This window comes from Flavobacterium sp. CF108, assembly GCF_900129795.1.
Classification (GTDB): domain Bacteria; phylum Bacteroidota; class Bacteroidia; order Flavobacteriales; family Flavobacteriaceae; genus Flavobacterium.
Window position 1 is genome coordinate 418878 of sequence record NZ_FQWW01000002.1, and the last position, 14223, is coordinate 433100.

Below are 14223 nucleotides of genomic sequence, written 5' to 3' on the forward strand. Positions count from 1 at the left end.
TTAATTTCCTAACTGCAATTGATTTTTAACCAATTCAAAATAATTCCCTTTCTGTTGTACTAAAGACGAATGCGAACCTATTTCGATAATTTTTCCTTTTTGTAAAACCACAATCTGATCTGCATTCATAACCGTGCTTAATCTATGCGCGATTACAATTACGGTTTTGTTTTTAAAGAAAATATCCAGTTTTCGCATAATCTCTTTTTCGTTATTGGCATCCAAAGCTGATGTGGCTTCGTCAAAAAACAATATTTCCGGGTTTTTATAAACTGCTCTTGCAATTAAAAGTCTTTGTTTCTGCCCTGTGCTCATTCCGGTTCCTTCGGCGCCAATTTTTGTATTGTAACCAAGAGGAAGTTCGCTGATATATTCTTTAATATTGGCTACATCTGCGGCATAAACCAATCGTTCTTTATCTACCTTATCTACTCCAAAAGCAATATTATTAGCTATTGTATCGCTAAAAATAAAACCTTCCTGCATTACAGCTCCAATGTTTGAACGCCAGGCTTTCTGCGAAATGTTTTTTAACTGTGAGCTGCCAATATTGATTTCGCCTTTTTCAGGTTCATAAAACTTAAGAAGCAGTTTCATTAAAGTCGTTTTTCCGCTGCCACTCACACCCACTATTGCGGTTACTTTATTGGCCGGAATCACAAGGCTTAAATTGTCTAAAACTGGAATATCTGACCCTAAATATCGGTAGGAAAGATTTTTGATTTCAATATCTGCATCGTACGGAACATCATTTGTTTGATGAATTTCCTGCTGGGTTTCATCTTCCTTTTCATGAATTTCAGATAATCTAGCCAATGATATTTTAGCATCCTGCAATTCTCTCACAAATTCGATAAGTTGTGTAATTGGCCCGTTTAAACTCCCTACAATTGAACTTATAGCCAGCATCATCCCGAGTGTTATCGAACCGTCGATTACTAATTTGGCCGATAAAAATATGATAAAGATATTTTTTAACTCGTTGATTACTGAAGAACCTATAGATTGTGTCTGTTCCAAAACTAATCCTTTTATCGAAACCCTGAATAATCTTGCCTGTACGTATTCCCAGCCCCAGCGTTTTTGCTTTTCGGCATTGTGGAGCTTGATTTCCTGCATTCCGTTAATGAGTTCCATTACCTTGCTTTGTTCTTGGGACACTTCAGCAAAACGTTTATAATCTAAAACTTCCCTTCGTTTTAAAAACAGCGTAATCCATCCAAAATAAAGGATACTTCCCGCAAAAAACACCAGAAATATCTTTAGATTAAAATAAGCCAAAACACCGCCCAAAACAAACATATTGATTACAGAGAACAGCACATTTAAAGATGATGTGGTCAGTATTTTTTCGATTCTGCGGTGATCATTAATACGCTGCATAATATCTCCTGTCATTCTCACATCAAAAAAGGAAATAGGCAGATTCATTAATTTAATAAAGAAATCTGAAATTAAGGAGATATTTATTCTGGTTGAAAGATGCAGTAGTATCCAGCTTCTGATAAGTTCGAGACCAATTCTTCCGGCAAAGAGAAACAACTGTGCAAAAAGAATTAAATATATAAAATGGATGTTCTGATTCTGTATTCCAACATCGACAATACTCTGCGTTAAAAACGGAAAAATAAGCTGTAGTAAACTGCTGGCTAAAAGTCCGACACTCAGCTGAATCAAAAATGATTTATATCGCCAGACATATTGAGACAACATTCCAAATCCTAAACCTTTATTGTCTTCTTTATCAAATTCTAACTGAAAGAATTTTGGTGTAGCTTCTATAAGTAAAGCAATACCTTCTTTAGTAGAATCATCGGCATTGTTTCCAATCCAGAATTTTAGAAAATCTTTTTTATTATATTCAAGTAATCCAAAACCGGGATCTGAAATATAGTAAGTTCCCTTTTTTATTTTATAAAGTACAACGTAATGATTTTTGTTCCAATGCAGAATACATGGCAGAGGCGCTTCTTCAAGTCTTTCTGCATTTAACTTTACACCCAGAGTCCTGAAACCAATTTTCTCGGCAGCTTCGCTTAAAAAAAGCAAATTACTCCCCTCACGAGTTGTCTCACTGCTGTCGCGCAACTCCTGAATGTTGATTGTTTTACCGTAATGTTTGGCTATGATCTTTAAACATGTTGGTCCGCAATCTTTAAAATCTGCCTGCTTATAATTGGTGAATTTTTTCAATTCTGATATTTGGGTTTATTCATAGCAATATTATACAAAATTTCTTAAAAATATAAGTGAAGTTTTAATTAAATAAGCTAATTATTGATTTTTACAATTGAACTTTATGTAAAACAAGAAAGCTTTGTTACAAATAACAAAGCTTTCTCTATTTTATACTTATGTCAAATCCTAAGTGTCAAGTGGACAATCAATCCGCGATCTTAACCTTTTTTTATTTGATGGCAAAAAAAAGAGAGAACATAATTCTCTCTTAAATATTCAATATATTTTAGTAATACCAATTTCTCTAGGAGATGGCACTTGATCAGCCCTAACCAAATAAAACCGACCCAAGTGACCAATTATCCTGAGAATCCCGACACCAATCATCAATGTTGGGATAAATTGCTCAATGTTCCACGATCGAGCGCCTACAAATTAAAAAAAACATGACTAAATTTTAAAAAGGCTTTATTGTATATTACTTTAAATAATTTAAAAAATTGACCGCAGAAAACAGTTTAGAATTCTCTGCCGGATCTACACTAACAATAACCGTACAGTTTTTTAGATTGCTACAGAATAATTTAATTCTGAAAAATAATCTGTACAATCATCATAAGCTATTACCGAATTTGCATCACATTTAGATGATACTTCTTTACTAAAGATATCTATGATAGTTTTTTGTTCACTAGCACTTATTTCTTGCGTTCCTTCTAGGTTTAATATATTTTTTAGCATAACTGTAAATTTTTAATTGTTAGAGAATTTATCAAATGTCAAACTAGGCTATTCTTTCTAGTACTGTTGTTTCTTTTTCCTCGACAAAATCGTTTAAAAAGTATTTCAATTCGCTTAATTCGTATTCATTAGGAAACAACCTTTCGTTCACAATTTTTACCGGAGTGTAATTAAAGTTGTTTTTAGAACACCACTCATATTGTTTATTTATTTCCTGATTTATCATCATGCTGACATTGTCAACATTCCATTTTTTTAACCATTTTTTCAAACTCATTTTTTTAATATGCCAGTCTGAAATGGCTTCAACTGTTTTTCCCGGAGTTGATCTGTTTATTGTTAAAAGTCTTTCGACAACTGCTTTATACGGATTGTCTATATTTTCAGGATTGATGTTAAACAAAACACTTAGATATATTTTATCCGGAAATTTTAAAACTAAATCAAAAGCTTCCTGAAATGTTTTATGACAATGAACACAACTTGGACTTATAATTATTGCCAGTTTTACAACAGCACTTCTGTTTCCAAAATTTAATCCTCTTAAATCTTCAAATCCATTTTGATGAGAAACTTTTTTAGATAAAAAGTTTAGCAGTGAATAGTTTCTTTTGAATTTTTTAAGCTCCTTTAAAGAGTTTTCGTTGTTAAGAACATCTTTAGCAATTGATTTTACAACAAATGCAATTGGTATTAGAAGAACTAAAGAAAACAAAAACGGAAAAATGGCACTAAAACTAAAACTTAACGTAAACAAGTCTGATGAAAACCAAATTATACTTTGTGTAAATATTAAAAAGGAAACCATTAAACACATTACACACCATCTTTGAAGTTCGAATTTTTGAATCCAAATTGATGATACAATAATTGGAATCGCCAATAAACTTAAAAATCCAACAAAAATTGACGAGCTGACAGGCTGCACTAATATTGAAATAAAACTTGAACCAAAAAACAAAAGCGGTAAGTCTGAAAAACTAATCCATCTATTTTCATAATTCTCGCTAAAACTCAAAACAGAGTTACAAGAAGAATTTGTACTTAGATTACAAAAGTTAGTAATAAGATTGTTCTTAAAACCAAGTTTTTCCTGAACAATTAAAATACTCACAATTAATCCTAAAGCTGATGTTAGCAAAAACACCGTGCTAAAAATACTGTATGAGCTGTAAAAAAATGATAATCCAGCTACAAGTATAAAAGGTACAAGGTATTTTAACCAGTTTAATTCAACTTTTAAATTTTCTCTTGCTACTACATTATTTGGTTCGATTGCAACAATTACCCCATTCCAGTCTAAAAGGAATTTTTCGTATGAAATTTTTTGAACACCTTTTTTTATCGTGTTAATGCGAACAAAATCTTTTGCTTTTTCAACCAAGATTAATTCTTCCTTAAAATAAGCTAGAAAGTTTGTCGGTAAATCAACTATTTGTTCCTTTGGAACTCTTATAGCAGCATTCTCTATCGACAACAAATCAAACGAATCTGTTATCGCAAATAAACTTGGATAGTTAGGGTGTGAAAGAAACAAGTCTTTAAACTCATTCTTTACATCCGAATATCGGTTTATTTGTAGAAATTTTTGGATAAGTTTTAGCATCTTTGAAACCTGTTTTAAATCGAATTACAGTACAAAGATTGTTGTTTTTATTCGAAAAATATTGCTGAAAGCACACATTTTATATATTATACTACATACAATTTATAAATTATAGCAGCTATAATACACTGGTAACATATTGATTTACAATTAATTAACTCGGTATTAGTTTCATAAAAGCATTCAAAACCCAATTCTCGATCAAGAGCTTTACATTTTCTTTAGTTTTGATAAATCAGTAACCGTAACATGTAAAAAGATGGCAAATATGAAATTAAAATTCGAGGATTTCCAGGGAGAAAAATTATCAAAAAATCAACAAAAAGTGGTTAGAGGAGGAGATGATCCTGCGTCTCCACCAGTTGATCCTGGAAAAAGAGATAATAATGGTAACGGGTAATTGTTTCCTTATTTAAGCTTCAATAAGTTTTTTTTAAAAAACTAGATATTATTCGCAAATTGAGCTGGAGATACTCCAGTTCTTTTGCGAAATGATTTGGCAAAAGACACTGCATTTTTAAAACCTACACTTTCTGCAATTGCCTGTGTCGAGTATTTTCGATACATATGATTAGTAATCATTTCATTGATTACATAATTAATTTTTAACTCATTCGAGTATTCTCCAAACGATTTACCAAATCGCTTATTCACTACATAAGATAAATAAGTAGTGTTGGTTTTTATCTTTTTAGCCACATAAGGCAAAGTAAAATCTGCATTTAAATACTCTAATTTACTTTCAAGAGCCAATAATTTTTCTACAATTTTATTTTCTTTCGCTTCATCAATACTCAGCGTAAGATTTTCCTTTTTAAGATGAATTTCTTCTGTTTCAAGAATTTCTTCTATTTCTTCCGGCTCAATTTCAGCATTATTTTTCTTTTCAATGTTTGCCTTAAATTCTTCTATTAAAGCATTCATTTTTTTATGGGCTTTATTTTTATCCCTTATATTTTTTATCAATAAAAATACAATTCCAACAACTAATAAGACATAAAATACTTTTAATGCCTTATTAATAAGTACATCATACTGGTATTTTTCCTGAATAACTACCATTTCTTCAGTCAAATCATTTACTCCTAATTTATAATTCACCTCCAAAGCTTCATGATTTAGCTTTGTCTGGAAATCTTCATAATTATCTAAGTAAACTTTAGAATGCTTATAGGCGAGTTCCGGTTCATTCTTTATATTGTAAATTTTCGCCTGATAATAATTTGACTTCAAAAAATCCATATTATTGGACTTTGTTATCTCAGCAAGAGAATCACATTTTTTAAAGAAAACCAGTGCTTTATCGTACTTTTTGGTAGTAAAGTATATATCTCCTAAATTATAATTGGCAACACATAATAAATCTGGCTGATTGTTTTGCTGTGAATAAAATACAATATCATAGTATGTTTTTTCAGCAGCCTTATAATCCCCTTTCCAATTGTATATATTACCTAGACTTAACTTCGCAGTGATTTTATTGTCTGCAAAATTCTGCGAATAATTAATTGCTCTTTTATAATAGTATTCTGCCGAATCAAGCAAGAATTTTTTGTCTGAATTTTTGATGAAATAGTTTTCGTAAGCACTTCCTAAATTAACATTGATGTTACTTTTTCTATTTAAAAAATCTTCTTTGGTAAATATTCCTTCGTTTTTATCGACAAAATCATTTAGCTGTTTTAGATTTTGTATAGCTAATTGATAATTTCCAACTGCTTCATTAATTAAGGCTATATTTCCTCTAAATTTTACAATTTGAATAATATCCCCAATTTCAACAGAAAGCTTCATTCCCTGCTGATACTTGTCTAGCGCAGCACTAAAATTACCCCTTTTCCATTCTGCCAATCCTCCATAATTATAGATGTAAGACTTTAATTGTATTTTATCGCGTGATTCCGGAACTTTTTCTAAATATTTAAGTGCTAAAGAATACTTTTCTTTGGAAAGTTTCGTGTTTCCTTTTATCTGAAACAATTGAGTCATTGCTCCATTTGCAAAAGCTAAATGTTTAAAATTGTTTGATTTTGACATCTGCTTAGCGTATACAAGGGCACTATCGACATTTGCATTATAATTTAGTCGAATTTTTTCCTGCAATATAAGATACTCCTCTTCAGTCAGTGCACTTTTCTGTTGGGCAAATGCAGTATTAAGAACAAAAAAAAGTACAAAAGAGATGATCAGCCTCATTCAATTTATGTTTTTTTGGAATCTCAAAATTAGGTTATAAATTATCAATAAACTAAAATTAATTTACCTAATTTGTGATTATTTTTTAACTAATGTATAAAAATATAACAATTTAACTTTGTTTTGTTATATTTTTATTGCGTAAATTTGTTTTGTAAAATTACTCAAAAATGAAACCAGACTTATTTCAAGCTCCAGATTATTACAACCTTGACGATTTGTTAACAGATGAACATAAATTAGTTCGAGAATCTGCACGTGCGTGGGTTAAAAGAGAAGTTTCTCCTATTATAGAAGAATATGCTCAAAAGGCAGAATTTCCTAAGCAAATTATAAAAGGACTTGGAGAAATTGGCGGATTCGGACCTTATATTCCTGTTGAATATGGAGGTGCCGGTTTAGATCAAATTTCTTACGGCTTAATTATGCAGGAAATTGAAAGAGGGGATTCTGGTGTAAGATCAACTTCATCAGTACAATCTTCTTTAGTAATGTATCCAATTTGGAAATACGGAAACGAAGAGCAGCGTATGAAGTATTTACCAAAACTAGCTACTGGTGAATATATAGGATGTTTCGGTTTAACAGAACCAGATCACGGTTCTGATCCCGGAAGCATGATTACCAATTTTAAAGATATGGGAGATCATTATCTTTTAAATGGTGCCAAAATGTGGATTTCGAATGCTCCTTTTGCAGATATTGCTGTTGTTTGGGCAAAAAATGAAGAAGGAAGAATTCACGGTTTAATTGTAGAACGCGGCATGGAAGGTTTTACAACTCCTGAAACTCATAATAAATGGTCGCTTCGTGCCTCTTCAACCGGAGAATTAATTTTTGATAATGTAAAAGTTCCAAAAGAAAATCTATTACCAAATAAATCTGGTTTAGGAGCTCCGCTTGGCTGTTTAGATTCAGCTCGATACGGAATTGCGTGGGGAGCAATTGGAGCTGCAATGGATTGTTATGATACTGCTTTACGTTATGCTAAAGAGAGAATTCAATTTGGAAAACCAATTGGAGGAACTCAATTACAGCAAAAGAAATTGGCCGAAATGATTACCGAAATAACAAAAGCACAATTATTAACCTGGCGTTTAGGCGTTTTGAGAAATGAAGGAAAAGCTACAACTGCTCAAATCTCGATGGCAAAACGTAACAATGTTAATATGGCGATTCAAATTGCCCGTGAAGCCAGACAAATGTTAGGCGGAATGGGAATTACAGGTGAATATTCAATTATGCGCCACATGATGAACCTTGAAAGTGTTATAACTTACGAAGGAACTCACGATATTCATTTATTGATTACGGGAATGGATGTAACTGGAATTCCAGCATTTAAATCATAAACATCTATTAAAAAATATATAAAAACAATATAAAAAAGCTTCTTCTAACCGAGAAGCTTTTTATATTTGCCCCAAAATTTACATAAATGAATATTGAAACTATAAACAATAGCATTCAACCTCAAAAAGAACAGCTTTTAAAACACTCCTTATACAATAAAATCCAAACGATTGATGACTTACACAGCTTTGTAGAAAATCACGTTTTTGCTGTTTGGGATTTTATGTCTTTATTAAAAGCGCTTCAAGCCAAACTTACTTGTACCACAACACCTTGGTTCGCCACTAAAAACCCTGAAACAAGATATTTAATCAACGAAATTGTTCTTGCCGAAGAAACAGATTTAAGCATCGACGGAAGAAGACAAAGTCATTACGAAATGTATCTTGAAGCAATGGAAGACTGTGGTGCAGACACTACAGAAATCAATAAATTTTTAACCGAAGTTAATTCCCTTCACAACATTTTTGTTGCTATTAAACAAAGCTCCCTTCATCCTGAAATAAAAGCTTTCCTAGATTTTACTTTTAGGGTTATTGAAGAAGGAAAACCGCATCAAATTGCCGCAGCATTTACTTTTGGAAGAGAAGATTTGATTCCGAGTATGTTTACCGAAATTCTAAGTAACTTTCAAAAAAACCTTCCAGATACAGATTTAAGCAAATTGCTTTATTATTTTGAAAGACATATCGAATTAGATGCAGATGAACATGGACCAATGGCAATGCAAATGATTACCGATTTATGTGAAGACGACGCTCAAAAATGGAAAGAAGTTGAAGAAGTTTCAATCCTTGCTCTGGAAAAACGTATCGAACTTTGGAATGCCATCGAAGAAGAAATTTTAATGAAAACAGAAATGGTCTAAAAACCATAACAAGATATTTAACGTAACTATTTGTTTAAACAAGCCAAATTAATTTAAACAAATTATGAAACCGCAATTGAAACAAATAGTTACCGTTATTCTTTCAGTTTTTCTATTAAGCTGCAGTACCGAAGAATCTTCTTCAGAAACTTCTGTTACGCCAAGACCTGTAACTCCTCCTCCAACAACACAAATCCCAACTACTCCAATTTCTAAATCCATAAATTATCTGGCTTTAGGAGACAGTTACACAATTGGGCAAAGTGTTTGCGAAACCTGCAGATATCCGGAACAATTAAAGACGAGCTTAAAAGCTCTTTATCCCGAAACGAGTTTTTCCTTAAAAGTAATTGCCACAACAGGATGGACAACCAGTAATTTACTTACAGCTGTAAAAGAACAAAATCCAGAATCAAATTATGATTTAGTTACTTTATTAATTGGCGTAAACAATCAATATCAAGGTAGAGATTTTTCTATCTACGAAAAAGAATTTCCTGAACTAGTTACAAAAGCAATTGCTTTGGCTAAAGGCGACAAAAAAAACGTAATTGTACTCTCGATTCCAGATTATGCTTATACTTCTTTTGGAATGATGTTTGGAATCGAGGGAAGAATGAAAATCACCGAAGAAATCAATAAATACAACACTTTTGCCGAAAACTACTGCATGATGAATGGTGTAACATTTGTTTCCATTACAGATATTACTCGAAACGGATTATACAATACAAGTCTTGTGGCTTCAGATGGTTTACATCCTTCAGAATCTGCTTATGCAATGTTTGTTGAGCGTATGATGCCGAAAGTAAAAATGGCTTTGCAGGATTAATTTTTTCTTTTAAAGAAGAAGAAATTTAAATTTCAAAAGACCAATTGTCCCGCTATTCACTTTATCTTTTGTGGCCCCGATAGCTATCGGGGCCACAAAAGGATATCGTTTCTATCGGGGCTAGGCTAGGCTAGGAAATTTTCGTGTTTTCAAGAAAAATATACTTAATTTCGCTAAAAGCTGATTCTTCAATAGATTATAAACATGCAGGTTTCACCATCAAAAGAGTTATCACAATACATTAAGCATTATTTGTTTTTAGATAATACAGAAACTGCTGTACAAAAATTTCGCTTATTTTCTGATGGAAATACCGGTCTTGTGTTCTCGGTAAAAAGCAAACTAATTTCTGGAATTAATAAATACGAAGTCAAAGAATATCTGCCTGCTTCGTTTTTATACGGACAGCTTAACGGCTTTAAAGATCTTTATTCTGAAAATGAAATCACACTTATAATTGTCGTTTTTCAGCCCAGCGGAATACATCAATTATTAGGAATTCCTGCCAGTGAATTTCACGATTCTATTATTCCAGTTGAAGACATATTTGATCAAAAATTTATAGCGCTTCAGGAAAGCCTGATTCAGCAAAATAATCAAATACGAGTTGAACTGCTTAATTCTTTTTTTAGATCATTAATAACCTCAAAAAGAGCTTCAAATCAATTTATAATAGATCATTCTTTAAACTTTATCATCGCTTCCAAAGGACATTTCTCTATAAAACAATTAGTTGAATATACCGGATATACCGAAAGACATCTGGAAAGAAAATTCAAAGAATGCATCGGATTAAATCCGAAGAAATTTGGTAACGTTGTAAGACTGCATCATTTCCTGAAATTATTGAAAGACAAGCCTGACAACACTAATCTAACAACTATTTGTTACGATGCCGGATTTTCAGATCAATCCCATTTAATAAAAGAGTTTAAAAAACATACCGGAATAACTCCAACCGAATATGTATACAGTACCGGGAAATTAACCAATAATCTTATAAAAAGATTTCCTTCTTCATCATTCTAAAATGTCGGTTTTGTACAATTTATAAAATATTGCCCATGCTATTTTTGACTAAAATTAATAGCATTCAATATGAAAAATATAAAAATAGCTACAGCACAGTTCGAAAACAAAAGCGGCGATAAAAACTATAATTTATCTGTAATCGAAAAACTTTCTCAAAAAGCATCTGGCGAAGGCTGCGATGTGATTTCGTTTCATGAATGTTCTATAACCGGATATACATTTGCGAGGAATTTACCCAAAAAACAAATGTTAGACTTGGCAGAATTAATTCCAAGTGGAGAAAGCATTTTAAAATTAATCGAAATTGCCAAAAACAACAACATTGTACTATTAGCCGGACTCTTCGAAAAAGATGAAAACGACAATCTATTCAAAGCTTATGTTTGTGTAGACAAAAATGGTTTAGTTGCTAAATACCGAAAATTACATCCGTTTATAAATCCATATTTAACGCCGGGAGATCGTTATTCTATTTTTGAAATTGAAGGCTGGAAATGCGGTATTTTAATTTGTTATGACAATAATATCATAGAAAATGTCCGCGCCACAAAACTTCTAGGCGCCGATATTATTTTTATGCCTCACGTAACGATGTGTACTCCTTCTACCCGACCTGGCGCAGGTTTTGTCGCACCGCAGCTTTGGGAAAACCGCGAAGCTGATCCAACTTCTTTACGATTAGAATTTGACGGAATGAAAGGCCGGGATTGGTTAATGAAATGGCTTCCGGCAAGAGCTTACGACAATGCAATTTATGCGATATTTTCAAACCCAATTGGCATGGACGACGATCAATTAAAAAACGGCTGTTCTATGATTATTGATCCTTTTGGAGATATTCTCGCAGAATGCCGAACTTTTGACGATTCTTTTGCAACGGCGGTACTTACTCCGGAAAAATGCATTCAGGCTGGAGGAAATCGGTATATAAAAGCTAGAAGACCAGATTTGTACAAAGATATTATTGGACAAGATCACGAGTCAGAACAAAATGTTGTTTGGTTAAACTCTGATAAAAAAAGCATAAATTAAACATTTCACCTGCTGAAAGCTGCTGAAAGATTTATCTTTGAAGATTCATTAATTTACAGAATAAAGCCAAAAAAATGGAATTTTTTAAAACTACAATCCAAGATATCGATGCTGTTTTCGATATTTATGATAAAGCCACATCTTATCAAAAAACAGTAAACAATAAAAGCTGGAGAGGTTTTGAAAGAACATTAATAGAAAAAGAAATTGCCGAAAATCGTCATTTTATAATCAAAGAAGTAAATGAAGTCGCTTGTACTTTTGTAATTACTTTTGATGATTTAATTATTTGGAAAGAAGCCAGCAAAGATCCGGCAGTTTATCTGCATCGTATTGCTACAAACCCAAAATTTAGAGGGCAGTCATACGTTAAAAAAATTATAGAATGGGTTAAGGAATATGCCAAAGAAAATGGTAAAGAATACATTCGGCTTGATACACACAGCGGTAATGAAAGGATAAATAAATATTACACCAGCTGTGGTTTTGAATACAAAGGAATAAGCACTATCGAATGGATAAATGAATTACCAGAACATTATAAAGAAGGTTCTTTTAGTTTGTTTGAGATTAAACTTTAATATTACATTTTTCAAACTTATTTTGCTTCCCAAAAGCAGCGCTTAGGAGAAACTATTAAACCTTCATCCTTCAACATTTTCATTGCTTTATCCACTTCTTTACGATCTAATTTAGTTAATTCAACTACTTTACCTGCATTTACAGGGTGTGCAGCTTTCTTTATAGCGTCTAATACTTGATTTTTGATTTCCATAGTTTTATGTCTTGATAAAAGTGCAAAAATAGTAAATATTTTCTTATAAAAAATAAAAGAACATTTTTAGAGGTTAAGCTTTAAACATTTTTTTTGATAAATCACAAGAAAATAAAAAAGAAAGAAAAAGCCTACTATATTTAAACTAAAAACAAGAACGACGGCTTTATTTCCAGATTAAAATACATTAATTAAATTTAAAACCAATACATTAAACCCAGTTAGGTTATATTTGAGATAAATGCGCGGGAAAATGAGTAAAAAAAAGATTGCTTCGCCTAAGGCTGTTACTTTTTCAGAAAAGATTAAAGCAAATCATAATGATGAATTGCTCCTTGTTAATAAAAGATTGGCACAGCAAATCGAAGAACGAAAAAAACGCGCGGCGGAATTAATTATTGCCAATACTGAACTTGCTTTCCAAAATAAAGAAAAAGAAAACCGCGCTGCAGAACTGGTTATAGCAAATGCTGAACTTGCTTATCAAAACAAAGAAAAGGAAAAACGGGCTGCTGAACTTATCATTGCCAATATTGAACTCGCTTATCAAAATAAAGAAAAAGAAAAACGTGCAGACGAATTAAGTATTGCTAATTCTGAACTAATTTTTCAAAACAAAGAAAAAGAAAAGCGTGCCGCAGAATTGGTAATTGCCAATACCGAACTTGCGTATCAAAACCAGGAAAAAGAAAACCGCGCCGCTGAACTTGTTATTGCAAACAAAGAATTAATCTTTCAAAATAAAGAGAAAGAAAAACGTGCAGCAGAATTGGTAATCGCCAATAAAGAATTAGCTTATCAAAACAAAGAAAAAGAAAAACGTGCGGCAGAACTTTTGATTGCCAATGAAAATCTTACTTTTCAGAACATTGAAAAAGAAAAACGTGCGGCCGAATTAAGCCTTGCAAATAAGGAACTTGAGGCATTTACTTATATATCAACTCATCATCTTCAGGAGCCTTTACGAAAAATTCAGGTTTTTTCGAACCGAATTACCACAGATGAATATCAAAATTTAACAGAGAAAGGGAAGTATTATTTTGACCGTATAGAAGTTTCAGCCTCCCACATGCAGGCACTTATAAATGATTTATTGACTTATTCACGTACAAATGTCACCGAAAAGACATTTGAAAACATCTGTATCAATGCTGTTATAAACAAAGTGTTGGAAAATTTGAAAGACGAAATAACAGCAAAAAAAGCTATTGTCCAATTATCTGGAAATTGTAAAGCCTATATAATTCCATCACAGTTTGAGCAATTAATATATAATCTAATAAGCAATTCACTTAAATTTTCGAAACTCGAAAAAGCTCCTCATATAATTATAGAAACGCTTTATACCAAAACTAAAACAAAAAAGAAATCATCGGCAGATTATTGTCATATTACAATTAGCGATAATGGTATTGGATTTGACCCGCAGTTTGAAACGCGCATTTTTGAAATGTTTCAGCAGCTCAACAGCAAAACTGATTATAAAGGAACTGGTATTGGTCTTGCCATCGTCAAAAAAATTGTAGAAAACCACAATGGAATTATTACTGCAACCGGAAAATTAAATCAAGGGGCTAAATTTGATATTTATATTCCAGTAGCGTAATAAA

The 14223-nt window shown here is 32.1% G+C and carries 13 protein-coding genes; 8 read left to right on the top strand and 5 right to left on the bottom strand.

The genetic code is table 11. From position 1 onward, the window contains the following. The 3 genes from BUE10_RS07115 to BUE10_RS07120 all read right to left on the bottom strand — a co-directional run bounded on the left by BUE10_RS07115 (position 1) and on the right by BUE10_RS07120 (position 4525). Positions 1 to 2193, bottom strand: coding sequence for a peptidase domain-containing ABC transporter (locus tag BUE10_RS07115; RefSeq protein ID WP_073483675.1), 2193 nt, complete (start codon positions 2191 to 2193; stop codon positions 1 to 3). 549 nt (positions 2194 to 2742) lie between these two features. After that, entirely contained in the window at positions 2743 to 2919 is a 177-nt protein-coding gene (locus BUE10_RS23980) for a hypothetical protein (protein WP_159439053.1), read from the bottom strand. A gap of 43 nt (positions 2920 to 2962) precedes the next feature. Further along, positions 2963 to 4525 carry a vitamin K epoxide reductase family protein gene (locus BUE10_RS07120; protein WP_073483677.1) on the bottom strand — a complete coding sequence of 521 codons (1563 nt, stop codon included), beginning with the start codon at positions 4523 to 4525 and terminating at the stop codon, positions 2963 to 2965. A gap of 259 nt (positions 4526 to 4784) precedes the next feature. Here BUE10_RS07120 and BUE10_RS23840 point away from each other — a divergent pair, with 259 nt between their 5' ends. Further along, positions 4785 to 4925, top strand: coding sequence for an rSAM-modified peptide (locus BUE10_RS23840; protein ID WP_143055950.1), 141 nt, complete (start codon positions 4785 to 4787; stop codon positions 4923 to 4925). Positions 4926 to 4966: 41 nt separating this feature from the next. On the opposite strand, the gene BUE10_RS07125 is transcribed toward BUE10_RS23840, so the two are convergent. After that, positions 4967 to 6562: an AraC family transcriptional regulator gene (locus BUE10_RS07125; RefSeq protein ID WP_234984721.1), complete on the bottom strand. Its 1596-nt coding sequence runs from the start codon at positions 6560 to 6562 to the stop codon at positions 4967 to 4969. A gap of 329 nt (positions 6563 to 6891) precedes the next feature. On the opposite strand from BUE10_RS07125, the gene BUE10_RS07130 reads away from it, so the two are divergent. The 6 genes from BUE10_RS07130 to BUE10_RS07155 all read left to right on the top strand — a co-directional run bounded on the left by BUE10_RS07130 (position 6892) and on the right by BUE10_RS07155 (position 12419). Beyond that, a complete protein-coding gene (locus BUE10_RS07130; protein ID WP_053471504.1) occupies positions 6892 to 8073 on the top strand; it encodes an acyl-CoA dehydrogenase family protein in 1182 nt (393 codons plus the stop codon). 86 nt (positions 8074 to 8159) lie between these two features. Next, complete coding sequence (locus BUE10_RS07135) at positions 8160 to 8942, top strand: DUF3050 domain-containing protein (RefSeq protein WP_073483681.1); 783 nt, start codon at positions 8160 to 8162, stop codon at positions 8940 to 8942. A 64-nt stretch (positions 8943 to 9006) separates the two neighbouring features. After that, positions 9007 to 9774, top strand: a complete 768-nt coding sequence (locus BUE10_RS07140) for an SGNH/GDSL hydrolase family protein (RefSeq protein WP_073483683.1) — start codon at positions 9007 to 9009, stop codon at positions 9772 to 9774. A gap of 204 nt (positions 9775 to 9978) precedes the next feature. Continuing rightward, positions 9979 to 10803 (top strand): AraC family transcriptional regulator, encoded by an 825-nt coding sequence (locus BUE10_RS07145; RefSeq protein WP_073483685.1) that lies wholly within the window; start codon positions 9979 to 9981, stop codon positions 10801 to 10803. A gap of 69 nt (positions 10804 to 10872) precedes the next feature. Beyond that, positions 10873 to 11838, top strand: a complete 966-nt coding sequence (locus BUE10_RS07150) for a nitrilase family protein (RefSeq protein ID WP_073483687.1) — start codon at positions 10873 to 10875, stop codon at positions 11836 to 11838. Between the two features lie 74 nt (positions 11839 to 11912). Next, complete coding sequence (locus BUE10_RS07155; protein ID WP_073483689.1) at positions 11913 to 12419, top strand: GNAT family N-acetyltransferase; 507 nt, start codon at positions 11913 to 11915, stop codon at positions 12417 to 12419. Positions 12420 to 12436: 17 nt separating this feature from the next. Here BUE10_RS07155 and BUE10_RS07160 read toward each other — a convergent pair whose 3' ends face one another. Further along, complete coding sequence (locus BUE10_RS07160; RefSeq protein WP_073483691.1) at positions 12437 to 12613, bottom strand: MarR family transcriptional regulator; 177 nt, start codon at positions 12611 to 12613, stop codon at positions 12437 to 12439. Between the two features lie 253 nt (positions 12614 to 12866). Here BUE10_RS07160 and BUE10_RS07165 point away from each other — a divergent pair, with 253 nt between their 5' ends. Next, a complete protein-coding gene (locus tag BUE10_RS07165) occupies positions 12867 to 14219 on the top strand; it encodes a sensor histidine kinase (protein ID WP_073484199.1) in 1353 nt (450 codons plus the stop codon). The last annotated feature ends 4 nt before the right edge of the window (positions 14220 to 14223 follow it).

What these genes read in the sequence shown, in the direction of transcription:
- BUE10_RS07120 (WP_073483677.1), bottom strand. Translation starts at nt 4,525, where the DNA reads ATGCTAAAACTTATCCAAAAATTTCTACAAATAAACCGATATTCGGAT.
- BUE10_RS07125 (WP_234984721.1), bottom strand. Translation starts at nt 6,562, where the DNA reads ATGTCAAAATCAAACAATTTTAAACATTTAGCTTTTGCAAATGGAGCA.
- BUE10_RS07140 (WP_073483683.1), top strand. Translation starts at nt 9,007, where the DNA reads ATGAAACCGCAATTGAAACAAATAGTTACCGTTATTCTTTCAGTTTTT.
- BUE10_RS07150 (WP_073483687.1), top strand. Translation starts at nt 10,873, where the DNA reads ATGAAAAATATAAAAATAGCTACAGCACAGTTCGAAAACAAAAGCGGC.
- BUE10_RS07145 (WP_073483685.1), top strand. Translation starts at nt 9,979, where the DNA reads ATGCAGGTTTCACCATCAAAAGAGTTATCACAATACATTAAGCATTAT.
- BUE10_RS07135 (WP_073483681.1), top strand. Translation starts at nt 8,160, where the DNA reads ATGAATATTGAAACTATAAACAATAGCATTCAACCTCAAAAAGAACAG.
- BUE10_RS23980 (WP_159439053.1), bottom strand. Translation starts at nt 2,919, where the DNA reads ATGCTAAAAAATATATTAAACCTAGAAGGAACGCAAGAAATAAGTGCT.
- BUE10_RS07160 (WP_073483691.1), bottom strand. Translation starts at nt 12,613, where the DNA reads ATGGAAATCAAAAATCAAGTATTAGACGCTATAAAGAAAGCTGCACAC.
- BUE10_RS07130 (WP_053471504.1), top strand. Translation starts at nt 6,892, where the DNA reads ATGAAACCAGACTTATTTCAAGCTCCAGATTATTACAACCTTGACGAT.
- BUE10_RS07165 (WP_073484199.1), top strand. Translation starts at nt 12,867, where the DNA reads ATGAGTAAAAAAAAGATTGCTTCGCCTAAGGCTGTTACTTTTTCAGAA.
- BUE10_RS07155 (WP_073483689.1), top strand. Translation starts at nt 11,913, where the DNA reads ATGGAATTTTTTAAAACTACAATCCAAGATATCGATGCTGTTTTCGAT.
- BUE10_RS23840 (WP_143055950.1), top strand. Translation starts at nt 4,785, where the DNA reads ATGGCAAATATGAAATTAAAATTCGAGGATTTCCAGGGAGAAAAATTA.